Source organism: Actinosynnema sp. NPDC002837 (genome assembly GCF_040295345.1).
Classification (GTDB): Bacteria; Actinomycetota; Actinomycetes; order Mycobacteriales; family Pseudonocardiaceae; genus Actinosynnema.
In genome coordinates this window covers 1-23,935 of sequence record NZ_JBEOVG010000084.1, presented here as the reverse complement: position 1 = coordinate 23,935, position 23,935 = coordinate 1, and the positions used below count along the sequence as shown (strand labels likewise).

Sequence of the window (23,935 nt, the reverse complement as noted above, 5' to 3'; positions counted from 1 at the left end):
CCGTCACGACACATGAGGTTCTGATGACATGCGGGTGATGGTGGTGGAGGACGACGAGAACCTCCGGGTCGCCGTGGCGGCCGAGTTGCGCGGCGCCGGGCTGGACGTGGACACCGCGGCCGACGTCCCCGCCGCGGATCGCGCGTTCGCCCGCACCGACTACGCGTGCGTGGTGTTCGACCGGATGCTGGGCGACGACGACGCCATCGACTACGTCCAGCGACAACGCGCACGCGGCTGGACGACGCCGGTGCTCTTCCTCACCGCGCGGGACACCGTCGGCGACCGGGTGGCGGGCTTCGCCCACGGCGGCGACGACTACCTGGTCAAACCGTTCGCCGTCGAGGAGTTGACCGCCCGGGTGCACAAGCTGTGCCGCCGCGCGGGCGTCGGCCGGCCGGCCGTGCTGCGCCACGCCGACCTCGAGGTGGACTGCATCCGGCACGAGGTGCGCCGCGCCGGCGTGCTGCTGTCGTTGTCCGGCCTGGAGTTCGCGGTGCTGGAGTACCTCGCCGCGCACGTCGGCCAGGTGGTCACGCGCACCGACCTGATCGAGCACTGCTGGGACGACGAGCCCATGGCCAACGTGGTGGAAGCCGTGATCAAGAGACTGCGCCGCAAGCTGCACGGGCCCGAGCTGATCCACACCGTCCACGGGCACGGCTACCGGCTGGGCGCCGCATGAGCGGCGGCGCGAGCGGCTCCGCGGCGCGCTTGCGCAGCCTGCGACGGCTGCTCACCGTGCTGTTCACCGCGATGAACACCGCCGGGCTGCTGGTGTTCGCCATCCTGGTGATCCAGAACGACGGCGAGCAGGGCATCGACAAGCTGGACGCCGACCTGCACCGCGTCACCGACGTGGTGAGCAGGCTCATCGACTACGACGACTCGTTGATCACCGCGGACCTCGTGGACGACCCCGTGAACCGCAACTGCCCCCAGTTCGTGATCCTCTCCGGCGGCGCCACCCGCGAGTTCGGCAGCCACCGCAGCGAACGCACCTGCGTGAACGCCGACATGGGCGTGCTCAGCGCCCTCGCGACCACCGCCGTGAGCCAGGAAGTCCTGGTGACCGGGCCGAAGGACGGCCTGCGGGTCCGCGCCCAGCCCGTGAAGACCGCGGACGACGAGGTGGTCGGCGCGATCGTCGCCTACACCGACCTCGCCCCGGAACGGGCGCGCCACCTCGGCACGGTGTGGCGCGTGGTCGGCGGCTGCCTGGTCCTGGTGATCGCGCTCGGCCTCGCCGGGCACGTGCTGTCGGGCCGCGCGATCCGGCCCGCCGCGGCGGCGTTGGAGCAGCAAGAGGTGCTGCTCGCCGAAACCGCGCACGACCTGCGGACACCGGTGGCCGCGCTGCGCGCGTTGGCCGAGACCGCGATGCGCAACCCCGACCAGCACGCCGAACTGCTGCCGCGCACGGTGGGGCTGGCCGCGCGGATGGGCGGCATCATCGACGGCCTGCTGGTCCGGGCCCGGCTGGCGGCGGGCGTCGAGCACCTGGCGATCCAGCCGATCTGGCTGGACCAGCTCGTCGCGGTGGTGGTCGAGGAGACGCCCGCGCCGGACGTCGAGGTCACCGTCGCCGCCGCGCCGACCATGGTCAACGCCGACCCGACCCTGCTGCAACGCGCGATCGGCAACCTGCTGGCCAACGCCCTGCGGCACGGTCGCCGCCCGGACGGCGACGCGAAGGTGCACATCACCGTCGCGGGCGGCCGGGTGACGGTGGCCGACAACGGGCCGGGCATCGACCCGGAGGCGGCCGAGCGCGTGTTCGACCGGTTCACCACCTCCGGCGCGTCCGCCGGGCTCGGGCTCGCGATCGTGCGCTGGGTCGCCCTGGCGCACGGCGGCACGCTGCGGGTCTACAACGCCGAGGAGGGCGGGGCGATCTTCGAGCTGTCCCTGCCGGTCAGCGGACCGTGAACGTCTCCCACGGCTTGAGCCGCACCCAGTCGTCGTCCAACCGGTACGCGAGGTAGTACGTGTACCGGCCGGGGGTGTCGAAGGAACGCCGGAACGCGATCTCCTGCGTGGTCGTGCCGACCGCGTGGTCGCGGATCTCGTCGAAGTCGTGCGAGGTGTTGGTGGAGCGCTGCACCACCTGGACGGTGAGCGCGCGCACGGTGATCGGCCGGTCGGCGGCGACCGAGGCGCGCACCACGACCTCGTCGCCCGCCTCGGGCAGCCGGGGTTCCAGGCTGAGCGTGGCGACGACGGTCGGCGTCGGCGGCAGCTCGGCGACGGGGACGTCGCGCTCGCCGGTCAGCACGACCGCGAGGACGAGCACCACCACCAGCGCCGGCACGCCGAGGAGCAGCAGGAACCGGGAACGAGACAAGGGCTGGACCGTTTCTGTATCGGGTGCCATACGCTACGTGATCGCAGACTAGGGGGTCGGTGTTATGGGGAGATCCGCGAAGTGGCGTGGCCGGGCGCCGGTCGCCTTGTTGACCGCGGCCAGCCTCACCGTGGTCGGCTTGGCCATCGGTGGCGCGTCGGGCGTGCCGGAGCTGGAGTTCCTGAAACCGGGGCACTGGGTGCTGAACTCGGCGCTGGGCAAGGTGTTCCACGTCGACGGATCGACCAAGCAGGTCAACGCCGAGGTGGCCGTGCCGGGCGCCGACCGGGGCAGCCTGGTGGTGCAGAGCGACACCAGCGGCTACGTCGTCGGGCGCGGAAAGTACACCGAGTTCGGCAAGTCGACGCTGCGGGTGGAGGGGACCACCGCCGCGCCGACCGACGACGAGGTGCCGGTCGCGCTGGAGGTCGCGGGCGGCCCGTACCTGGTCTACCGCGAGGCGGGCAAGGTGGTGCGGCTCGGCACCGACCACGCGGAACCGATCTCGACCAACGAGCCGCTGGGCAACCCCGTGGCCACCCCCGACGGCGCGGTGTGGCTGCACTACACGCAGAGCGGCCGGCTGTGCCGGTTGTCGCCGGGCACCACCGCGCCGTCCTGCCCGGCGACGGTGGCGGAGGGGCACACGGGCGGGCTGTCCGTCGTCGCCGACAAGCCGGTGTTCGTCGACACCACGTCCGACACGATGCACCTGGCCGAGGACATGAGCCGGATGAGGCCGCTCGGCGCGGACGTGCCCGACGACGCGAAGATCGGCCCCGGTGACGTGGCGGGCCGCGTGCCGGTGCTCGACCCGAGGGGCAAGCTGCACCTGGTGGACAGCGCGGACGTGGTCGGCGACCGCCCGCCGGCGGAGACCGTCGTCGTGCAGCTGGAGCCGGGCGACTACACCGCGCCGTTGACCACCGGCACCACCGTGGCGGTGCTCGACCAGCGCAACGGCACGCTGCACACCTACGACAGCACCGGCGGCAAGCACCAGAAGACGCCCGTGCCCGCCGAGCGCGGCACGCCCAGGTTGACCAAGGGCGACGACACGCGCGTCTACGTCGAGAGCGGCGAGGGCAAGCACGTGCTCATCGTCGACCCCGAGGGCAAGGTGACGCCGGTGCCGGTGAACGGCACGCAGCTGTCCGCGTCCCGAGGGCAGTCGCCGACGGAGACGACGACCCAGACGACCGACCAGCCGGTCGGCACCCAGCCACAGGCCCCGCTGCCGACCTCGCAGCAGCCGACCCGCCGGCAGACGCCGCCACCGCCGCCGGTGGTGCCGGCCAGCCCGCCGGGCGCGCCGAGCGGCCTGACCGCCACCGCGGGCAACGGCACCGCGTCGCTGGCCTGGGGCGCGGCTCCGGACAACGGCGCGCCGGTCACGGCCTACCACGTCTCGTGGAACGGCGGCGCGCAGACGGTCGGCGGCGGCACCCGCGCCTTCACCGCGAACGGCCTGGCCAACGGCACCGCGTACACGTTCACCGTGACCGCCCAGAACTCGGCCGGCCGGGGTCCGGGCTCCCAGGCGAGCGCCACACCGTTCCAGGTGCCCACGATCACGATCTCGCGCGGCGCGGACAGCAACGACGGCTGCGAACCACCGGACTGCTCGCTGATCCACATCGAGATGCGCGGGTTCGCGCCGAACACCGACTACGACATCATCCCCTACTCGACCAAGTGGGGACAGTTCAACACCGGCCACGGCACCCGCACCGACGCGCAGGGCAACAAGACGACCAGCCGGTTCGCCTTCAGCGGTGTCGGCCAAGAGGTGTGGGTGGTCGCCGGTGGCGTCACCTCGAACCGCTTGTACTGGGAGGACCGGTGACCGTGCCCAACCCCACCGCGCCCAACCCCACCGCGCCCAAGGCGACCCGGGCGTACCAGGCCATCGCGGACAACGTGCAGCGCGTCGTGCGCGGCAAGCCCGAGGTGGTGCGGTTGGCCGTGGCCGCGTTGCTGGCCGAGGGGCACCTGCTCGTCGAGGACGTGCCCGGCCTGGGCAAGACCACGTTGGCGCGCTGCCTGGCGCGCAGCGTGGGCGGCACGTGGAGCCGCATCCAGTTCACCCCCGACCTGCTGCCGGGCGACGTCACCGGTGTGACCGTGTACCACCAGAAGACCGAGCGGTTCGAGTTCCACCCCGGCGGCGTGTTCGCCAACGTGGTGCTGGCCGACGAGGTCAACCGGGGCACGCCGAAGACCCAGTCGGCGCTGCTGGAGGTGATGAGCGAGCGGCGGGTCACGGTCGACTCGACGGCGCACGAGGTGCCGCACCCGTTCCTGGTGGTGGCCACCCAGAACCCGATCGAGATGGAGGGCACGTACCGGTTGCCCGAGGCGCAGCTCGACCGGTTCCTGATGCGGTTGTCGGTCGGGTACCCGGACCTGGCCGCCGAGGTGCTGGTGGTGATGAGCGACGCCGCGCGGGTCGGGCCGGACGACCTCGAACCGGTGATCGACGTCCCCGCGCTGCGCGAGGCGATCACCGAGGTCCGCGGCTCGCACCTCGCGCCCGCGATCGTCGAGTACGCCGTGCGGCTCGCGGCGGCCACCCGGGAGCACGCCGCCGTGCGCTGGGGCGCGAGCCCGCGCGGCAGCATCGCCCTCGTGCGGGCGGCGCAGGCGTTGGCCGCGACCGAGGGTCGGCTGTTCGTGACGCCGGACGACATCAAGGCCGTGGCCGAGCCGGTGCTGGCGCACCGGTTGGTGCTGACGCCCGACGCGGAGCTGAACCAGCGGCGGACCGCCGAGGTGGTCGCGGAGGTGCTCGGCACGGTCGCGGCACCGCTCGCGGCGGGCTGACCGGTGCGGTTGACCCGGCGCGGCGTCGCCGTGCTCGTCGTGGCCCTGCTGTGCGGTGTCGGCGGTCTGGTGGCCGGCTACCCGTTGTTCCAGGCGTTGGCCGGGCTGTCGGTGGGCGCGGTGCTGGCGGCGTTCCTCGTCGCGGCCCGTCGTCCGCGCGTCGACGTGCGGCGTGACGTCTACCCCGACCGGGTCGAGCGCGGCAAACCCGCGCTGGCGCGGCTGGACGTGCGGCACGCGGGCGGCGGCTTCACCGCGCGGGACCGGTGCGGTCCGCACGTGCGCGCCGTGGTCGTGCGGGCGGACGCGGTGTACCGGTACGAGCTGCCGACCACGTCGCGCGGCAGGCACACCGTCGGCCCGCTGGCGATCGAACGCGCCGACCCGCTCGGCCTGGTGCGCAACCTGGTGGACACCGGCGACACGGTGACGCTGTGGGTGCACCCCCGGCTGCACCCGGCGCGGCCGTTCGCGGGCGGCTACCGGCGGCACCACCACGACGGCCCGACCACCGACCAGTCCCCGCGCGGCTCGCTGGACCTGCGCGAGGTGCGCGAGTACGTGCCCGGCGACGAGGTGCGGCTGGTGCACTGGAAGGCGACCGCGCGGACCGGGAAGCTGATGGTGCGCGACTACGCCGACCCCGACCAGCCGCGGTTCACGCTGCTGCTGGACACCCGGCACGCCAAGGGTTTCGAGGAGGCCGTGGAGATCGCCGCGTCCCTGCTGCACGCGGGTGTCGTCGCCGGTCGGCACGGCCGGCTGCTGACGCCGTGCGGGGTGGACGTGACGGTGCGGGGCGGTGTGGTGGGCGCGCGGCGGTTGATGGACGAGCTGTGCGTGCTGGACGTGCGGCCGGGGTCGGCGTTGCCGTCCCGTCCGCCCGGCAGCCTGGTGGTGGTGACCGCGGGTCCGCTGGACGCGATCGCGCCGTTGCGGCCCGATGTCGTGTTCTCGCTCGGCGGTCCCGGCGAGGTCGCCGACGCGCGGGTGATCTGGGCGCCGGACGCCGAACGGGCGGTGCGGCGGTGGAACGAGGCGGTGGGGTGAGCGTGGTCGTGCGGGGATCGGTCGCCGTGTACGCGGCCGCCGCGGTGGCGGGTCTGCTGTTCGGGCCGGTGTTCGGGGTCGGCGCGTTGCTGCTGCCGGTCGGCGCGGCGCTGCTGCCCGCGTTGGGCGTCACGTTGTGGTTGCGGTCGAGTGAGGCGTGGCGTGCGGTGGCGGCGGCCGTGGCGGGGCTGGCGGGGCTGCTCGTGGCGTTGCGCGCCGACCCGTCGGCGGTGCTCTCGGGCGTGACGGGGTCGTGGCGCCTGGCGTTGCAGACGACGTGGCCGGCGCGGCCGGAGCCCGAGGTCGTCGTGTTCGTGCCGCTGCTGGTGCTGGCCGCCGCGGTGTTCGGGGTCGAACTGCTGCTGCGGCTGCGCGCGCCGCTGGTCTCGCTCGTGCCCGCGTTGGGCGTGGTGGTGTTGAGCCAGGCCTACGCGGCGGCAGGTGGGGTGGCGGCGATCCTGGCGGCGCTCGCGTTCGCGGCGTGCGGTGTGGTGGTCGTGGCGCGGGACGTGCCGTGGGCGGCCGTCGCGCTGGGCGTCGTCGGCGCGGTGGCGCTGGGTGCGGTGTCTACGGGTCCGGCCTGGTCGTTGCGGACGGGTGAGTCCGCGCCGCTCGCGTCGCCGCGGGTGGCCAGTCCGCTGGACCTGGTGGCGTCGCGGTTGGCCGACCCGTCTACGCCGGTGTTCGAGTACGCGTCGGCCGACGCGGAGCCCGTGGACCGGTGGCCGATCGCGGTGCTGGACGAGTTCGACGGGGTGAACTGGACGCCCGGCGGCGAGCTGCGGCGGATGGGCGCGGGGCTGCCGGACGACGTCGGCGGTTCGGTCACCCGGTCGGCGCGGGTGGAGCTGCTGGGGTCGTTGGGCGGTCCCTGGCTGCCGAGCCAGCCGCGTCCGGCCGCCGTGGACGGGGTGGACGCGCTCGTCGACCCCGCGCGTGGCACGTTGCTGGCGGAGCGGCCTTCGGCGTACACGGTGACGTGGTGGGAGCCGCGGGTCGACCCGGTGTCGTTGATGGGCAAGGCGATCGACCCGGCCGCGCCGGGCGGGTTCGCCGGTGTCGGCGCGGTGCCGGCCGGTGTGGAGGCGGTGGCGCGGGACGCGGTGGCCGGCATGCGGTCGTCGTTCCAGACGGCGTTGGTGCTGGAGCAGTTCATGCGCCGCGAGTACGAGCTGGTGACGTCCGGCGACCTGCCGACCGGGCACGGTTGGCCGCAGTTGGAGCGGTTCCTGCTGGTCGACAAGCGCGGCACGAGCGAGCAGTTCGCGGCGGCCTACGTGGCGATGGCGCGGCTGCTGGCGATCCCGGCGCGGCTGGTGGTCGGGTTCGCCGGGTCTGGTGACGAGTCGGTGGTGCGCAACGGTGACGCCATGGCGTGGCCCGAGGTGGCCGTGGCCGGTGTCGGGTGGGTGGCGCTGGACCCGACGGGGTCGGCGCGGGTGTCCTCGGCTTCGGCGGGGTTGGCCGAGGTGACGGAGGAGGCGCGCGACCAGCTGCCGCCGGTGGAGGACCTGGCGCCGCCCGTGCTGCCGCCACCGGGCGCCGGCGACGTCGCCCCGCCGGTGCGGGTGCCGTGGGGGGCGTTGCTGTGGTTGGTCGTCGTGCCGCCGGCGGGGTGGTTGGTCGGCGTGCCGCTGGTCGCCGGGGTGCGGTCGTGGCGTCGGCGGCGTTCCGGGACGGTGGCGGACGCGTGGGCCGAGGTGCGGGATCGCCTGCGGCGGCACGGGGTGGCGGTGACGTCGGCGATGACGGTCCGGGACGCCGCGGTGGCCGCGCGGCCGGTCGTCGACCGGTCCACAGTGGACGCGTTGTCGGGCCTGGCGATGGCGGTGGACGTCACGATGTGGTCGGGTGCGCCGGTCGACGCGCGGGTGCACGCGTGGGCCTCGGTTCGGGCGGTGCGGTCCGGGTTGGCCCGTCGTCCGCTGAAGGCGCGGTTGCGGGCGCTGCTCCGGTACTGAGCCGGTACCGGGCTACCTGCCGCAGACCGCGTCGCGGATGCCCTTGGGCTGGCTGACGTAGACGTTGTCGCGGTCGGTGCCCTGGACCTCGAAGCAGTACTTGCGGCCGGGCTCGACCGGGATCTGCGTGGTCTGCTCGCGCAACTGCACCGTCGCCCGGTTGGGTTGGCCTTCGGGCGCGACGATCACGACGTAGTCCAGCTTCGCCGAGCTGCGCCAGGCGAGCCGCACCTTGTCGCCGGCGTCCTCGACCACTTCCAGCTCGATCTGGACCCCGCCGTTGCCGTCGGGCGTGTTCATGGTGGGCGCCGCGGGTGCGGGTGGTGGTTCGTCCTCGCCGAGGAGGAGGAACGGCGCGGCGGCGAACAGCGCCAACGCGCCCACGATGCCCGCCACCAGCCCGATCCGCCCGGTCCGATCGGTCTTCTTCCCGGTCGGCTTCACCTCGGCGAGGGGCATCCGCACCGGCGGCGCGGGCGGAACGGCCAGGTAGGGCTCCGGCGGCAGGTCGGCCGCGGGTGGTGTCGAGGAGAGGAAGCGCTCGACCATCGGTGAGGCGGCCGGGCGGGGAGGCATCGCGGGCGGCACCTCGTGCGCGGGCAGGTGCGCGCCGGGGCTCGGCGGCGGGCCGAACGGCGACTCGGGGGCCGGTGCAGGCGGTATGTGCGCCGGCGGAACTTGGCCGAGCGGCGCGGACTCCGCACCTCCCGGCGGCGGGCCGAACGGCGACTCAACCGGCAAGGCGTGACCCGGCGCGCCGAAAGCCGACACGTCGCCCGGAGCGGGCGCGACAGGCCCCAGCGGCGCGGCGAAAGGCGGCTCGGCCGGCGGGACGTGGCCCGGCAGCGGGGTGAAAGGCAGCTCCGCCACCGGCGGGGCATAAGGCGAAAGCGATGCCGGTGGTGCGTAAGGCGATGGGCCCGACCCGGCGGCGGGCATCGTGAACGACGGGCCGGGGGCCGGTGCGTAAGTCGTGTCCGCGAAGTCGTCGAAGCCGACACCGGCGATCGCCGCCAGCCGTGCCGCCACGTCCGTCGGACGGGCCTCCGGCTCCCCCGCCAGCAGCGCGCGCACCAGGTCGGCCAGGCCCGCGGGCAGGTCGGCGCGCGTCACCTCCGGCACCGCAGCACCCAGCACGCGCAGCAGGTGTTCCTCCGCCCGCTCCCCCATCCGCCCGGGGTACGGCACCTCGCCCGTCAACGCCAGGTACAGCACGGCGCCCAGCCCGTACAGGTCGGTCCGCGCGTCGCGCACCGCGTCGCGCACGGTCTCCGGCGCGGCGAAGTCCACCGGCGGGTCGGCCGGGAACGCGCGGCGCGCCACCAGCCCGCCGTCGGCCAGCACCGGCTCGCCGGACGGGCGGAACAGGACGTTCGTCGCGGTGACCCCGCCGTGCACGAGCCCGGCGGCGTGCGCGGCGGCCAACGCCTCCGCCAGCACCTGCCCCAGGTCCAGCACCTCGGCCACCGGCAACGCGCCCTCGTGCCGCACCCGCGCCGCCAGCGAGTGCCGGCACAGCTCGGAGCACACCGCCGTGACGCCGTCGGCCAGCTCCTCCACCCCGCGCACGACCGGGGTGAACGGCACCCGCCGCCACTTGCCGATCTCACGTTCCAGCGCGGCACGCGTGCGGCGGTCCAGCGCGACCGGGAACACCTTGTACGCCATCCCGGCGCCCGCGTACACCGTCGCCACCGGGCCCTTGCCCAGCGGTACGAGGTGGTTGCCCTGAGGATTGGCCATCGCGGTGCTCATTGTCCCCACGGTGCCGCACCGCGTCCAGCCGCCCCGCCGCGTGTCCGGTAGCTGCCGCACGACGACCACGGGCGGCGCGGCCGGTCCATCGTGGCGCGCATGAACACCACAGGGCTGGTGCGGGTGACGATCGCCGCACCCCACCGGCGCATCGACTTGGCGCTGCCCGAGCACTCGTCGGTCGCCGAAGTGCTGCCGGGGCTGGTGAAGCACGCGGGCGAACCCCCCGCCGACGACGGCTGGCTGCTGCGCAGACCCGACGGAACGCCGCTGGAACCCGGCCGCACGTTCGCCGCGCACCGCGTGCGCGACGGCGAGGTGCTGCACCTGGCGCACCGGCGCACGGAGTGGCCGGAGCTGGAGTACGACGACCTGGTCGACGTGATCGCGTCCGGTCTCGGCCGCACCTGGGGCCCCCGGCACACCCGGCGGGCCGGTCTGCTCGCGGGCGGACTGCTGGTGCTGCTCGGCGTCGTGCCGATGGCGGCCCTGGGCTCGCCGTGGTGGTCGTGGGGCCTGGCCGCGCTGCTGCTGGCGGCGGGCGTCACGTGCGCGCGGGCGTTCGGCGACGCGGGTGCGGGCGCGGTCGTGGCGGTGTCGGCGCTGCCGTTCGCCGGGCTCGGCGGCGTGCTGTTCGTCGGCGTCGGACCGGGCCTCGGCGCGCCGCACGTGCTGACGGCGTGCTCGGCGGTGGCGGTGGTGGCGGTGCTCGCGTTGATCGGCGTGGCGGAGAAGGCGGTGTGGTTCACCGGCGCGATCACGGCGGCGCTGCTCGGCGCGGGCGGCGCGTGGTTGGCGGCGGACGTGCTGACCGGCGTCGGAGCGGCCGCGGTGGTCGCGGGGGCGGCGCTGGTGTTCTCACCGCTGTGCGCGCCGTTGGCGATCCGGCTGGGCCGGGTGCCGTTGCCGACGTTGCCGCGCACGCCCGCCGACCTGCTCGCCGACCCGCCGCGACCGGCGCGTGCGGCGGTGCGCGAGGCGGTGGTGCGCGCCGACGGGCTGCTGACCGGGATGCTCGCGGGCTGCGCGGTCGTGGTGGTGGCGTGCGCGGTCCTGCTGACGCGCGGTGACGCGTGGGCGCAGGTGCTGCTGGGCGTGCTCGGGGTGGGGCTGTTGCTGCGCGCCCGGCTGTACCCGGCGGTGCGGCAACGGGGGCCGCTGCTCGGCGCCGGCGTCGCGGTGCTGGCGGCCCTGCCGACGGGACCGGCGGTGATCGGGCTCGGGGCGTTCGTGATCGTGGTGGGTCTGGTGAGGGTGAAGCGGAACGCGCGGCTGTCGCGGTACGCGGAGCTGCTGGAGGTCGTCGTGGTGATCTCGGTGGTGCCGGTGGTGTGCGCGGTGCTCGGCCTGTACGGGTACCTGCGCGGGTTGGGGGGCTGAGGCGTGGCGTCGAACCGGGATCAGGTGCAGGCGCAGCAGTTCCTGCTGCAACGCGTGGTGTCGGCGCTGGTCACCGGCGAGAGCGATCCCGAGCAGCCGCCGTTCCGCCGGTCGGTGGTGGCGGCGTTCGGGAGCATCGCGATCGCGGTGGTCGTGCTGGCGGGGTTCGGGGTGTACGGGATGGTGTCGCCTGGCGGCAGCACGGCGTGGCGCGGCGAGTTCGTGGTGGTGGAGGAGGAGACCGGCGCGCGGCACGTGTACCTGGACGGGCGGCTGCACCCGGTGGCGAACTACGTGTCGGCGTTGCTGGCCCTGGGCAAGCACGCGGACACGCGCACGGTGTCACGGGAGTCGTTGGCCGGTGTGCCGCGCGGTCCGCGGATCGGGATCGCGGACGCGCCCGACTCACTGCCCGGCCCGGCCCGGCTGCTCACCGGCGGCTGGACGATGTGCTCCCAGCCCCGCGCGGACGTCACCGGCGCCACCGTGAACGACTCGGTGCTCGTCGTCGGCGGCGGCGTCCCGGGCGGGCGGGCGCTGTCGTCGGAGGCGCTGCTGGTCGAGGTGCCGGACACCGGTGACCAGTACCTGCTCCTGCGTGGTTTCCGGCACCGGATCAAGGAGGCCGACGCGGTGGCGGTGGGTCTGGCGCTGCGGTCGCAGCCGCGGGCCAGGGTCGGTTCGGCGCTGGTCGACGTGCTGCCGGCGGGCGAGCCGATCGCGCCGATCGCGTTGCCGGACACCGGTGCGGCGTCCAAGGCGGCGCCGGGCGCTCGGATCGGCCAGTTGCTGGTGGTCGAGACGTCCGGTGGCGAGGTCCAGCACTACCTGGCCGAGGCGGAGGCGCTGCGGCCGATCTCGCAGTTGCAGTACGACGTCCAACGGGCCTTCCCGCCGACCGCCCAGGCCTACGACGGCGGGCAGCCGGTCGGCATCCCGCTGGGTCTGGTGGTGGCGGGCCAGGCGAAGCAGGGGCCGCCGGTGGCGACCGGGCCGGGCAAGCCGCCCACCACGCGGCCGGAGTTCGCCGCGGTGGACGGCTCGGCGCTGTGCGCGGCGTTCGACGGGGAGGGTGCGCCGCCCACGCTCGTGGTGGACCCCGACCTGCCGGACCCGGACCCCCTGATGACCGCCACCGCCCGCCGCACCGGAACGGGGACGCCGCTCGCCGACCGCGTCGTGGTGCCGCCGGGCCGTGCGGCGGTGGTCGAGGTGATGCCGGGCCCGGACGCCCCCGTGGGCACGGTGGCGCTGGTGACCGACCAGGGTCGCGCCCACTCGCTGGCGAGCCGTGAGCTGCTGGAAGTGCTGGGGTACGAGGACATCACACCCGTGCGGCTGCCGGTGAGCCTGGTCTCCCGCGTGCCGCACGGCTCCCCGCTCGACCCGGCCGCCGCCCTCCGCCGCGCCTGAGCCCCGACGACAGCACAGCGCACCGCCCGTCGCTCGTGGCGACGGGCGGTGCGGTGCGTTCCGGTCAGCGGCCGGTCAGGGGCGACCTCGGTTCCTCGGTCTGCCACAGCTCCTCGTCCAGCGCGTCCGCCTCGGCGGTCCGCCGCCGGTCGGTCCGGGTCGGCAGCACGCCACCGGTGCTCGCCCTGCCCCGCAACGCCTCCGGAACTCCCGGCGTGCCGACGCGCGCACGTCCCCGGCCGGCCGGCGGGCGTTGCGCCTCGCCCGGCTTCGGCTTGCCGGAAGCGGGCTGCGCGGCGCCCGACATCGGCGGCACCATCGGCGGCACGCCGCCCCGCGTCGCCGGCTGGGACGTCGACGTGGTGCCCGCCACCGGCAACGCGGGTGGTGGCGGCGGGGTCGAAGCGACGGCCGAGACCGTGCCCGGCTTCGCCGCCCGGGGGATCATCGGCACGCCCGACTGACCGGTCAGGCCCGCCCCTCCGACACCCCGCCCGCCGACACCCCGCCCGCCGACACCGCGTGCGGACAACGCCGGCGCGACGCCCGGCGGCGCGACCGGGAACTGCGGCAGCGCCGTGGTCGGACGGGTCTGCGGCAGGTCCACCGGCGGTGGCACGGACGGCGGTTTCGGCGGGGCCACCGCGCCACCGGACAGGGCCGGACCACCGGCCGCCCCACCGCCGGCGGCCGGACCACCGGCGGGAGCACCCGCCGCGCCGCCCGCCGGAGCACCGGCCGGACCGCCCGCGGGACCGCCACCGGGACCACCGGCCGGACCGCCACCGGGGCCGCCGCCCGTGGCCTCAGGACCACCACCGCCGCCCGCCGACGTGACGCCCGCGCCCTGCCCGGCCGCCTGGACGGCGTTCGTCGCCTCCGTGAACAGCCTGCCCAGCTCCGCCATCCGCGCCGCCGCCCGCTGCTGCAACTCCGCGAACTGGCCCTCGATGGACCCGGCGCCACCTGAGTTCAGGTCGGCCATCAGCTGCTTCTGCGTCAGCAGGCACCTCGCGATGAACTCCTGCGCCTCCGGGATGTCCTCGACGAGCTTGTCCAACGCCACCCACGGCTGCGCCGCGTCGATCCGCGCGACCCACTCGGCCATCCCGCGCTCCGCCTTCGACGCCCGTGCCACGAACAGGTCACCGGCCTGGTCGGTCCACTGTGGAGCGATGGTGGCGATCTCCTGGCCCAGCGACGCGCCGGACCTCGCCAGCTCGTCCCGCGCCTCCACCCACATCCGGCGCGCCAGCCGCAACCGCGGGAGGTGGCTGACCTCCTTGCGCACCATCGCGTCCATCTGCTCCAGCGACATCCCCGCGTAGCTCATGACATCCCCGCCGGCAACCGGCCGGGCCCACGACGCGTGATGCCCGCCAGGCGGGCCGCCTCGACGAACTCGGGCGCGGGCCCGAGCGGCGCGGTCTCGCCCGCCCGGACCAGCGCCTCGGCCGCGACGCCGTCCCCGCGCACGTAGTCCTCGGCGCACGCCAGCGCGATCTCCCGGCACCGGTCCAGCTCCTGGTCCACGGCGGTCAGGTACATGGTCAGCGCGGTGGTCGAGGCCTCGTCGGCCGCCTGGAACGGCGGGCACTCCAGCACCCCGCCGCCACAGCCCTCCGGCACCGCCAGCGACGCCACTCTCGTCAGGTCCAAGGGCCGTGGCCGGAACCCGGCCATGCCCTCGCTCGTCCCGTTGATCACCGATTACTCCCTCGGTCCGGATCTGCCACTTGCACCAGCGACGGCGCGCGCCGCCGGTCGACCAGCCGGCCGCGCCCCGGTGGCAGCGGCTCGGGTTTGAGGCCGCCGAGCAGCGGCCCCTCGTTGCGGTCGCCGGACAGCATCAGCCCCGGCGAACCGACGTCGCGCAGCCTGGCGACGAACGTCTCGAACAGCGCGCGCCCCGCACCACCGGTCCGCCGCGTGAGCACGACGTGCAGCCCGATGTCACGTCCCTGCGGCAGGTACGGCAGCAGCGCCAGCAACGGGTTGTCCAGGCCGGTCGCGACCAGGTCGTAGTCGTCCACCAGCACGAACAGCTCCGGTCCGGTCCACCAGTTCCGCGCGCGCAACCGCTCCGCCGTCACGTCCGGGCCGGGCAGCCGCGCCGCCATCGCCCGCGCCGCCTCCGACATCAGGTGCGTGGTGGTCGACGTGTCGCCGCCGTAGCCGAGCAGGTGGGTGTCCGGCACGTCGCCGACCAGGCCCCGCCGGTGGTCCACCACCAGCAGCCTGGCCTGCTCGGGCGTGCGGTTGGCCACGATCCGACGGGCCAGCAACCGCAGGAACGACGTCTTGCCGGACTCCGCGTCGCCCAGCACCAGGAAGTGCGCGTCGGCCGCGAAGTCCAGGTGCACCGGCCCCAGGTCGTGCTCGGCCACGCCGATCGCGAACCGCAGGTCCGAGTCGACCGCGGGCAGGTCGGCCTGCGCCACCCGGCCGGGCAGCAACCGCACCGGGGGCGCGGGCGGGCCGGGCCAGGCCGCGGCCACCGCGTCCACCAGCTCACCGAGCGCGGGCGTCGCGCTGTCCACGTCGGACCGGCCGTCGATCCGCGGCAGCGCCACCAGCAGGTGGTGCTTGCCCGGCGTGATGCCGCGCCCCGGCGCGCCCTCGGGCACCGCGGCCGCGCTGCGCCGGTCCACCACGCTGTCCATCGGGTCGCCCAACCGCAGCTCCACCCGGCTGCCGAACAGGTCCCGGATGCCCGGCCGCAGGTCGAACGGCCGCGCGCACGCGCCCACCACGTGCACCCCGAACGACAACCCGCGCGTCGCGATGTCGGAGACCACGTCCTCCAGGTCCTCGAACTCCTTGCGCAACGTCTGCCAGCCGTCGATCACCAGGAACACGTCGCCGTGCGGCTCGTCCGCGAACCGCCCCTCGCGCCGCAGCGCCCGGAACCCCGCGATGCCGTCCACGTCGTGCTCGGCGAACAGCCGCTCCCGCCGTTCCAGCACCGCGGCCACCTCGGCCACGGTCCGCCGCACGGCACCCGCCTGCTGCCGGCCCGCCACCCCGCCGACGTGCGGCAGCCCGCGCAACGCGCCCAGCAGCCCGCCGCCGAAGTCCAGGCAGTAGAACTGCGCCTCCGCCGGCGTGTGGGTCAGCGCCAGGCTCGCCACCACCGTCCGCAGCGCCGTGCTGCGCCCGCTGCGCGGCCCGCCCACCACCAGCACGTGCCCGGCCGCGCCGGACAGGTCGAGCTCCAGCAGGTCGCGCCGCTGCTCGAACGGCCGGTCCACCAGGCCCACCACCGCGTGCAGCCCGCCGTTGCGCCGCGCGTCCACCGGGCACAGCCCGCGCACGGGATCCGTGCCGAGGGCCCTCACCAGTTCGTCCAAAGTGGACGACCGGTCCAGCGGCGGCAGCCACACCTGGTGCGCGGGCGTGCCGCGACCGGCCAACCGGTCGACCAGGATGTCCAGCAGGCTCTCGCCCACCGCGTCCTCGTCCACCGGGTCCGACACGGGCACGACCGGCGGCGCCACGTAGTCGGTGGTGAACAGCGCCATCCCCGGCACCTCGACCGAGCCCGCCGCCACACCCGTCCCGGGCCTGCGGTGCACCCCCGACACGTACGCCGACCGGAACCGCACCATCGGCTCCGTGCCGAACTTCAGGTAACCGTGGCCGGGCGCGCGGGGCAGGCTGAACGCGTCCGTGACGCCCAGCACGGTCCGGCTCTCCAGCTCCGAGAACGTGCGCAACCCGATCCGGTACGACAGGTGCGTGTCCAGCCCGCGCAACCGGCCCTCCTCCAACCGCTGGCTGGCCAGCAGCAGGTGCACGCCGAGCGACCGGCCCAACCGCCCGATCTGCACGAAGATGTCGACGAAATCGGGCTTGGCCGACAGCAGCTCGCTGAACTCGTCGCACACCACCAGCAGCGTCGGCACCTCGGGCAGCGGCGCGCCCGCCGCACGCGCCCGGTCGTAGTCGCGCAACGAGGCGAAGTTGCCCGCCGCGCGCAGCAGCTCCTGGCGGCGCACCAGCTCGCCGTTCACCGCGTCGGCCATCCGGTCGACCAGCGGCAGCTCGTCGACCAGGTTGGTGATCACCGCGCTGGTGTGCGGCAACCGGTCCAGGGTCGCGAACGTCGCGCCGCCCTTGAAGTCGATCAACGCGAAGTTCAGCGACTCGGGTGGGTGCGTCAGCGCCAGCCCCAGCACCAGGGTGCGCAGCAGCTCGCTCTTGCCCGACCCGGTCGCGCCGATGAGCAGCCCGTGCGGCCCCATGCCGTCCTGCGCGGACTCCTTCAGGTCCAGCTCGACCGGCGTGCCGTCCTCGCGGATGCCGAACAGGATGCGCAGCCGGTCCCGGTTGGGCCGCGGCTGCCAGTTCTCCCCCGGCTCGTAGGAGTACACCTCGCCCAGGTCGAGCAGGTCCTCCAGACCGGTGTCACCCGCCAGCGGCTGCTCGCCCGCGCTGCCCGCGGTCAGCCGCAACGGCGCCAGCTCACGGGCCAGCGCCTCGGCGGAGGGCAGGTCGAGCACGTCGGCGCGACCCAGCTCGACGTCGCCCTCCACCGTCCGCGCGCTCAGCACACCGTCCCCGGACACCTCCAACGCCAACGTCCCCCGCTCCGGCACGCGCGGCAGCGACGACGACAGGTCCAGCACGGTCACGCCCTCGACCCCGCCGCCGGTCATCAGGTGGTCCGAACCCGCGACCGCGCCGCCGTCCAGCACCACCACCAGGTGCGGCCCGGCCGTGCCCCGCGCGCCGTCGGGGTCGAACCGGGGCCGGTCGGCGAGCAGGTCGTCCAGCAACGCCTCCAGCGCGACCACGCCGGAGGTCACCAGGCGCACCGGTCCCACCGCGTCGGCGCGGTCGGGGTGCAGGGCGTGCGGCAGCCACTTGACCCACTCCCACAACGGCCGCCGGGCGTCGTCCGCGCACACCGCCACCCGCACGTCGTCCGGCGCCTGCAACACCGCCAGCTGCGCCAGCACCACCCGCGCCAACGCCACCGCGCGTTCCCGGTCGCCGCCGAGGTGGATCACGCCGAACCCCGCCAACGCCAGCGCCAGCGGCAGGTCGGCCACCGTCGCGTAGGTGGTCAGGAACCGCCGCAACGCCAAGGCGGACAACGGTTCCAGCCGCTCCAGCGGCACGGTGTCCGGCGGCACGAGGTCCAGCGCCGGGCTCTGCGGGCCGAGTCCGACGCGCACGACGGCGAAGTCCGCGTCGGACCGGCGCCTCTCCCACCGCCGGTCCGACGCGGCGAGCGTCAGCAGCGCGTCCGGCTCGGGGTGCAGGTGGGCCAGCGCGTCGCGCTGGCGGCGGATCGACCGGGTGACCCGCACCCGGTGCTGCGCGAGCTGCCGCAGGTACGACCGCCGGGCCTGCGCCATCTCCCGCTTGCTCGGACCGCTGTTGTTCAGCAACGACACCAGCACCATCGCCAGCATCGCCACGCCGAAGAGCCCGAACACGACGAACCGCAGCGCGCCGCTCGTGCCGCCGCCGAACACCAGCAGCATCGCCGCCATGATCGCCACCATCGGCAGCACCACGACCAGCTGCGTCCACGCGCGGGCGGCGGGCTGGGGCAGCTCGGGCGGCGCCTCCAGCACCAGCTCGCCGGACGGCATCTCCGGCGCGGGCCTGCGCCGGGGCCTCGTCACCACCACGGTCGCCACGCCGGCTCCCCCTTCGTCGGTGTCGGGACCGATGGTGGTGCCGGGTGGACGGTCGGCGGGCGGTGGTGGCAGGAACGTGCCGCGTGCCGCCGCCGGGCCCGCCCCGCGCGGTTCGCTTGGCAGCGCCGATCGGCAACCAGGGGAAAGGAGAACCGGAGTGCAGGACCAACTTCACGGTGTCACCGAGACACTGGAGCGGGCCGCCGCGATGGCGGCCACCGTGTCCGGTGACATCGAAGGGCACCGGGCGTCGCTGCGTCCCACCGTGGACGCGCTCAAGGGCGCGTGGGAGGGCACCGCGCGGCCCGCGTTCGACTCCGCGCACGCCCAGTGGGAGGCGGGCATCGCCCGGCTCACCACGGCGCTCAACAGCCTCGGCGAGAACACCAGGTTCTCCTCGAACACCTACCTCAACGCCGACCAGGCCTCGGCGTCCGGGCTGAACGCCGTGCAGGGCGCGAGCCCGTTCGGCGGCGCGCTCGGCTGACCGCCGAGCCGGACCAGGAGAGGAACGACATGCTCATCAAGGGCAACTTCGCCCAACTCGAAGGGCTCGCCGCGCAGATCGCCTCGACGGTCGCCAGGGTCGAGCAGGAGATGGACACCTGGCGCACCACCGCCGGCGCCACCTCGGCGGACTGGCTGGACCAGGCGGGTGGCCAGTTCAGCGAGATCAGCGCCGCGTGGCACCAGGTGTCGACCGCGCAGCAGGCCATGCTGCAGGCGCTGCGCGGCGGGGTGGACAAGGCCAACGCCGAACTTCAGCAGGCACTCGGCTCGGCCGTGGCCCGGGTCGGCAGCACGGGAATCTGAGCAGGCACACGGAAAGGCCCCGACGCTCCCGGCGCCGGGGCCTTTCCACACCTCGACTTCCCGCACCTCACCCACTCTTTCCGCACCTCACCGACTCGTTCCGCAACCCTGCAATTTTCCCCACAGGGCCGCAGATCCCCCTCCCGCAACCCAACCTCCATACCCGCAACCCAGCCGCCTTTCCCGCAATCCAGCCGCCTTTCCCGCAACCCGGCCGCTTTTTTCGCAAGCTTGCAGAAGCCCTCGCGGCCCGACCGCCCTCCCCGCAATTCGACAGCCACCGCCCCTATCCCCGCAGCCCCCGTCCCTATCCTCCGCAGCCGCCGTCCCCAGCCTCCGCAGCCGCCATCCCCGCACTTCCGCGGCCGCCATCCCGATCCCTCAACGGGGGAACAGGAACACCTGATCCGGTACTTCTGCCGGAGGCGGCCCATCGGGCAACGGGTCGAGCCGGACCGGCGTCCACCGCCGACGGCGGCCGTTGACCAGCACGAACGCGATCACGACAGCCGCGATCACCGCCCCGGCCGCCCACACAACCTGCCCACGCGCACCCGCCACCGCAGCCCGCCACCAAGCCCGCTCACGCGCCACGTCGGCATCCTCGACCGGCTTGACCACCACCGGCATGACCTCCGGCGTAGCCGAGGTCAACCCGTCGGTGACCGCCCGGTACGGGTTGACCACGCCGACCCCGTACGCGGCAGCCTCACCACGAGCCGGGCTCGCCGTCGCCAACAACCGACGCGCCACCTCCGGCGCCGTCAGCTCCGGCCACGCCGCCCGCACCAGCGCGGCCGTGCCCGCGACGAACGGCGCGGCGAAGCTCGTGCCCTGCCAGTACGTGTGCCCGCCCGCCCGGGTCGCGCCGGCCACCTCCTTGCCCGGCGCGACCAGGTCGACGTAGTCACCGAGCTGCGAGCCGGACACCCGGTCGCCCGCGATGTCGATCGCGCCGACGCCGAGCACACCGTCGTACGCCGCCGGGAACGACGCCAGCCGGACGCCACCGTCCTGCTGCCGGTTGCCCGCCGCCGCCACCACGAGCGCGTCCTTCGCCACCGCGTGCGCCACGGCGTCCCGCACGTGCTGGTCGTCCTCCTGCCCGGACATCGACAAATTGATCACCTTCGCCCCCTGGTCCGCGGCGTACCGGATGCCACGCGCCAGCACGACGGGGTCGAGCGCGTTCACCGCGCCCGTGTCGTCCAAGTCCCGGTCCGCGACCCGCACCGGCAACACCCGCGCACCGGGCGCGACCCCGTGGAAGCCGACCCCCGCCACCGGGTCGGCGGCGACGATGCTCGCCACCGCGGTGCCGTGCGAACCGCAGTCGAAGTCGCCGGGCAGGTCACCGACCAGGTAGAAGTCCTCGCCGCGCGCCACCTTCCCCGCCGCGCTCAACTGCGGGTGGTCGCGGTCGACCCCGGTGTCCACGACGGCGACCAGCACGCCGCCGCCGGTGCTGTGCGGCCACGCCCGCGTCACGTCGAGCGCCTGCTGCGCCCAGGGCAGCTCCTTGATCGGCGGTCGGGCGGGCTCGGGGTCGCGGCAGGCGCCCGGCGGCGGCGCGGCGTGGGCGTCCGGTGTGGACAGTGCCACGAACGCGACGGCCGCGAGCACAGCGCTGAGTCGTCTCACGGCCCCATCGTCGACACGGGACCCACCGCCCGCTCCCGCCCTGGCCGGAAACGGCCACCCGCCAGGCAACCATTCCGCACCCACCACCCGCACACCACCCCCACGACCGCGGACCACCGGCCTCCAGGAGCCGAACCCACCCCAGCCACCACCGACATCCTGGAGCCGAACCCGCCCCGGACGCCGCCACACCGCACCGACACCAAGGACCAACCATCAAGCCCCGGGGCGCATGCCACCCGTCTCGTCGCACGGCAAGGTGTCCGCGCCGTGCACGTCGGCGTAGTCCTCGGCCATGTCGTCCGCGGCGGCGCGCATCGCGTCGGACGACACGCTGATCACCCCGGCGAACGGCCGGTCGACGTCCCGGATGAGCAGCAGGCTCAGGGTGAACAGCGTGGTCAGCACCACCAGCGTGGCGACCTCCACCGCGCGCTTGCGCGCGGGCAGGTTGAACGCGAACGCCATCACGGTGACCGCGAGCGTGACCACCATGAACCAGTAGAGGATCTCCGGGATCGCGGGCACCGACTGCGCCACCCGCTCACTGCGCGCCTCCGAACGCCGCGCGTCCGTCTCGACCAACGTCTCGAACAGCGGGTCCGCCGCCCCCAGCTGCTTGAACACCGCGCGGAACCGGGTGCTCCAGACGCTCGGCTTGGGCGACGTGCCCGAGCCCTCCTCCATGTTCGGCCACTCGTGGGTCAGCACGGCGCGGGCGTAGCAGACGGTCGAGCCCTGCAACGCCTGCCCGGCCGGCTCCGGCGCGAACTCGGAGACCTCGAAGAAGTGGTCGACCACGTTGGCCTCCACGCGCGCCGCCTCGTCCGCCGCGCTGTACGACTCGGCAGCCACCACCAGCACGAACGCCAGGAGCAGCACGGCCAGCGTCTCCATCGGGCTGGTCAGGTCGCTGTTGGTGATCGGCTCGCCGGGCTCGATGTGGCGGCGGCGCTTCAACAACCAGTTGAAGAACAGGCCCAGCGCCAGTGCGCAGACCGCGGCCGCAACGGTGGTGATCACCGTTCCAGAGGTAGACCCCGCCGCTGTCGCCGACAACTCGAACGGCGACAAGCACCCGTCCAGGTAACGACCGGATCACGAAACGGGGCCCGCACACGTGACCGGGGGTTGTGATGCAGCTCATGAGGACGCATGCTTGCGGCCGGTTGGGAGCGCTCCCAAGCAGCGCTCCGTGAGGAGTGGTCGAGTGAACAGCGGACCGAGACGACGGCGCGTCGGGCTGACCCTGGCGGCGACCGCCGTGTGCGTGTTGATCGGCGTCAGCGGTGCCGGTGCCGAGGGGACGGTGACGGCTTCGGGACCGCCGCACCTGCCCAAGGGCACGTCGTTCTACGTCGAACCGGACGGCAACGCGGCGCGACAGGCCGAGCAGTGGCGAGCCGAGGGGCGCACCGCGGACGCCGACCTGATGGCGGGCGTGGCCGCGCAGCCCACCGCGATCTGGTTCACCACGGCGGGCGCGGAGCAGGTGCGGCAGAACGTGCGCGACGTCGTGCGCGCCGCGCGGGCGAAGGACCAGGTGCCGGTGCTCGTGGCGTACTTCGTGCCCTACCGGGACTGCTCGCAGTGGTCCGCGGGCGGCGCGCGCAGCGAGCAGGAGTACAAGGAGTGGATCGACGCCTTCGCCGCCGGCATCGGTGACGAGAAGGCGGTCGTGGTGGTCGAGCCGGACGGCTTGGCCCTGCTGACCAGCGAGCCGTGGTGCACGATCGGGCCGGACGCCGAGCTGGTGCCCCAGCGGTTCCGCGAGATCAACCACGCGGTGGACACCCTCAAGCGCGGCAAGCACACCCGCGTCTACCTCGACGCCGGGCACTCCGCGTGGCAGGCGCTCAACGACTACGACGCGGGCTACGGCGAGCCGCGCCAGCAGCTGGGCATCGTCAACCGACTGCTCCAGGGCGGCGTCACGCGAGCGGACGGTTTCGCGCTCAACACCTCGAACTACCGCTTCACCGAGGACCTGGTCCAGTACGGCACGCGCGTCTCCAAGTGCATCCACCTGCGCACGAAGGCCGGCGCGACCACCTGCCCGGCCAACGACGAGCTGGACGCGATGCCCGTGCTCAAGGCGAAGATGACGCACTTCGTGCTGGACACGAGCCGCAACGGCCGCGGCCACTACACGCCCGGCGAGGGCGAGACCGACTGGTGCAACCCGCCGGGCCGGGGTCTCGGCGAACGTCCCACGGCGAACACCGGCGTCCCGCTGGTGGACGCGTTCCTGTGGATCAAGCGCCCCGGTGAGTCGGACGGCGAGTGCCAGGGCGGCCCGGCCGCCGGCCGCTGGTGGCCGGAGCAGGCGCTGGAACTGGCGAAGCTGGCCTCACCACCGCTGCGCTGACGTCGACGTCGGGGCCACCGGCCGCTGGTGGCCCCGACGCCGAACCCCTCCTGCCACCGACGTCGACCCACCCCGCCACGGGTAACCTGTCCGGGTACGAACCTCCCGGCAGACCAGGGGTGACCGTGTTCAGCGTGCCCGAGGCGCGAGAAGAACTGACCAAGCTCCTGCCGGTGCTCACCGAGATCGTCGAGATCCGGGCGGACGCCGCCGAGCTGGCCGCCTCGCTCGAGGGCGGAGGCCCGACCGACCTCGGCGGCCTGCCCGAGCTGAAGGCCGCGCAGGCCCGACTGGACGACCTGATGACCACGGTGCAGGCCACCGGCGCCGAGCTGAAGGGCTTCGCACCACTACTGGTCGACTTCCCCTCCGAACTCGACGGCGTCCCGGTACTGCTGTGCTGGATCGAAGGCGACCAAGGCCTCAACTGGTACCACCGAACCGACCTGGGCTTCGCCGGCCGCCGCCCCCTCCCCTAACCACTCACCTCCCCGCTCCACCACCGCTCCGACGCGCCCACACCCCTCCAGTCCACAACGGACAGGACGACGCAGAACCGGCGCACCCCCTCCCCGCTCCACCTCACCACAACGGACCCGCACCGCACCCACCGAAGTCCACTCACCTCAACCGCCGCACAGCGGACCCGCAACTCACCCACCTAGGCCCGATTTGACATGGGTTCGGGTGCCATAGGCTGGTCGAAGCCGGGCAGGCCTGGCGGACGCTTTTCCCG

The 23,935-nt window shown here is 74.3% G+C and carries 19 protein-coding genes; 12 read left to right on the top strand and 7 right to left on the bottom strand.

The window, feature by feature from the left end; all coding sequences use genetic code 11:
* The first annotated feature begins 28 nt into the window (after nt 1-28).
* Entirely contained in the window at nt 29-685 is a 657-nt protein-coding gene (locus ABTZ99_RS36020; protein ID WP_498775652.1) for a response regulator transcription factor, read from the top strand.
* Complete coding sequence (locus ABTZ99_RS36015) at nt 682-1,929, top strand: sensor histidine kinase (protein ID WP_499617718.1); 1,248 nt, start codon at nt 682-684, stop codon at nt 1,927-1,929. Before ABTZ99_RS36020 ends, ABTZ99_RS36015 begins: the two co-directional genes overlap by 4 nt.
* Here the strand turns inward: ABTZ99_RS36015 and ABTZ99_RS36010 are convergent.
* Nucleotides 1,916-2,344 (bottom strand): hypothetical protein, encoded by a 429-nt coding sequence (locus ABTZ99_RS36010; protein ID WP_499617717.1) that lies wholly within the window; start codon nt 2,342-2,344, stop codon nt 1,916-1,918. The genes ABTZ99_RS36015 and ABTZ99_RS36010 overlap by 14 nt on opposite strands.
* A gap of 64 nt (nt 2,345-2,408) precedes the next feature.
* Between ABTZ99_RS36010 and ABTZ99_RS36005 the strand changes: the two genes are divergently transcribed.
* Genes ABTZ99_RS36005 through ABTZ99_RS35990 form a run of 4 tightly spaced genes read left to right on the top strand, consistent with a single transcriptional unit; the run spans nt 2,409 to nt 8,178 of the window.
* The gene (locus ABTZ99_RS36005) at nt 2,409-4,190 is read left to right on the top strand and encodes a fibronectin type III domain-containing protein (protein ID WP_499617716.1); all 1,782 of its coding nucleotides are present in this window, start codon (nt 2,409-2,411) and stop codon (nt 4,188-4,190) included.
* 2 nt (nt 4,191-4,192) lie between these two features.
* On the top strand, nt 4,193-5,167 hold the full coding sequence (locus tag ABTZ99_RS36000; protein ID WP_499617734.1) for an AAA family ATPase: 975 nt from the start codon (nt 4,193-4,195) through the stop codon (nt 5,165-5,167).
* Nucleotides 5,168-5,170: 3 nt separating this feature from the next.
* Complete coding sequence (locus ABTZ99_RS35995; RefSeq protein ID WP_498775660.1) at nt 5,171-6,217, top strand: DUF58 domain-containing protein; 1,047 nt, start codon at nt 5,171-5,173, stop codon at nt 6,215-6,217.
* Entirely contained in the window at nt 6,214-8,178 is a 1,965-nt protein-coding gene (locus ABTZ99_RS35990) for a transglutaminase TgpA family protein (protein ID WP_499617715.1), read from the top strand. The genes ABTZ99_RS35995 and ABTZ99_RS35990 overlap by 4 nt, the downstream gene beginning before the upstream one ends.
* Before the next feature lie 12 nt (nt 8,179-8,190).
* On the opposite strand, the gene ABTZ99_RS35985 is transcribed toward ABTZ99_RS35990, so the two are convergent.
* Nucleotides 8,191-9,933 carry a serine/threonine protein kinase gene (locus ABTZ99_RS35985; RefSeq protein WP_499617714.1) on the bottom strand — a complete coding sequence of 581 codons (1,743 nt, stop codon included), beginning with the start codon at nt 9,931-9,933 and terminating at the stop codon, nt 8,191-8,193.
* A 99-nt stretch (nt 9,934-10,032) separates the two neighbouring features.
* Between ABTZ99_RS35985 and eccD the strand changes: the two genes are divergently transcribed.
* Entirely contained in the window at nt 10,033-11,313 is a 1,281-nt protein-coding gene (gene eccD, locus ABTZ99_RS35980; protein ID WP_499617713.1) for a type VII secretion integral membrane protein EccD, read from the top strand.
* A gap of 3 nt (nt 11,314-11,316) precedes the next feature.
* On the top strand, nt 11,317-12,726 hold the full coding sequence (gene eccB, locus ABTZ99_RS35975; protein WP_498775668.1) for a type VII secretion protein EccB: 1,410 nt from the start codon (nt 11,317-11,319) through the stop codon (nt 12,724-12,726).
* Between the two features lie 64 nt (nt 12,727-12,790).
* Here eccB and ABTZ99_RS35970 read toward each other — a convergent pair whose 3' ends face one another.
* From ABTZ99_RS35970 to eccCa, 3 genes are read right to left on the bottom strand one after another with little or no spacing between them, the layout of a single operon-like run.
* On the bottom strand, nt 12,791-14,059 hold the full coding sequence (locus ABTZ99_RS35970) for a hypothetical protein (RefSeq protein WP_498775670.1): 1,269 nt from the start codon (nt 14,057-14,059) through the stop codon (nt 12,791-12,793).
* Nucleotides 14,056-14,433, bottom strand: a complete 378-nt coding sequence (locus ABTZ99_RS35965; RefSeq protein ID WP_498775672.1) for a hypothetical protein — start codon at nt 14,431-14,433, stop codon at nt 14,056-14,058. Before ABTZ99_RS35965 ends, ABTZ99_RS35970 begins: the two co-directional genes overlap by 4 nt.
* Nucleotides 14,430-18,377 (bottom strand): type VII secretion protein EccCa, encoded by a 3,948-nt coding sequence (gene eccCa, locus ABTZ99_RS35960; RefSeq protein WP_499617712.1) that lies wholly within the window; start codon nt 18,375-18,377, stop codon nt 14,430-14,432. The genes ABTZ99_RS35965 and eccCa overlap by 4 nt, the downstream gene beginning before the upstream one ends.
* A gap of 157 nt (nt 18,378-18,534) precedes the next feature.
* Here eccCa and ABTZ99_RS35955 point away from each other — a divergent pair, with 157 nt between their 5' ends.
* Together ABTZ99_RS35955 and ABTZ99_RS35950 are read left to right on the top strand one after the other, a co-directional pair.
* On the top strand, nt 18,535-18,864 hold the full coding sequence (locus ABTZ99_RS35955; RefSeq protein WP_230571210.1) for a WXG100 family type VII secretion target: 330 nt from the start codon (nt 18,535-18,537) through the stop codon (nt 18,862-18,864).
* 29 nt (nt 18,865-18,893) lie between these two features.
* Nucleotides 18,894-19,190 (top strand): WXG100 family type VII secretion target, encoded by a 297-nt coding sequence (locus ABTZ99_RS35950; protein WP_230571209.1) that lies wholly within the window; start codon nt 18,894-18,896, stop codon nt 19,188-19,190.
* Between the two features lie 381 nt (nt 19,191-19,571).
* Here the strand turns inward: ABTZ99_RS35950 and mycP are convergent, their stop codons facing one another.
* The gene (gene mycP / locus ABTZ99_RS35945; RefSeq protein WP_499617711.1) at nt 19,572-20,831 is read right to left on the bottom strand and encodes a type VII secretion-associated serine protease mycosin; all 1,260 of its coding nucleotides are present in this window, start codon (nt 20,829-20,831) and stop codon (nt 19,572-19,574) included.
* A gap of 216 nt (nt 20,832-21,047) precedes the next feature.
* A complete protein-coding gene (locus tag ABTZ99_RS35940) occupies nt 21,048-21,854 on the bottom strand; it encodes a bestrophin-like domain (protein WP_499617710.1) in 807 nt (268 codons plus the stop codon).
* Nucleotides 21,855-22,041: 187 nt separating this feature from the next.
* Here ABTZ99_RS35940 and ABTZ99_RS35935 point away from each other — a divergent pair, with 187 nt between their 5' ends.
* Both ABTZ99_RS35935 and ABTZ99_RS35930 read left to right on the top strand, forming a co-directional pair.
* The gene (locus tag ABTZ99_RS35935; RefSeq protein ID WP_498775683.1) at nt 22,042-23,199 is read left to right on the top strand and encodes a glycoside hydrolase family 6 protein; all 1,158 of its coding nucleotides are present in this window, start codon (nt 22,042-22,044) and stop codon (nt 23,197-23,199) included.
* 125 nt (nt 23,200-23,324) lie between these two features.
* On the top strand, nt 23,325-23,678 hold the full coding sequence (locus tag ABTZ99_RS35930) for a DUF2203 domain-containing protein (protein WP_499617733.1): 354 nt from the start codon (nt 23,325-23,327) through the stop codon (nt 23,676-23,678).
* Nucleotides 23,679-23,935 lie beyond the last annotated feature (257 nt).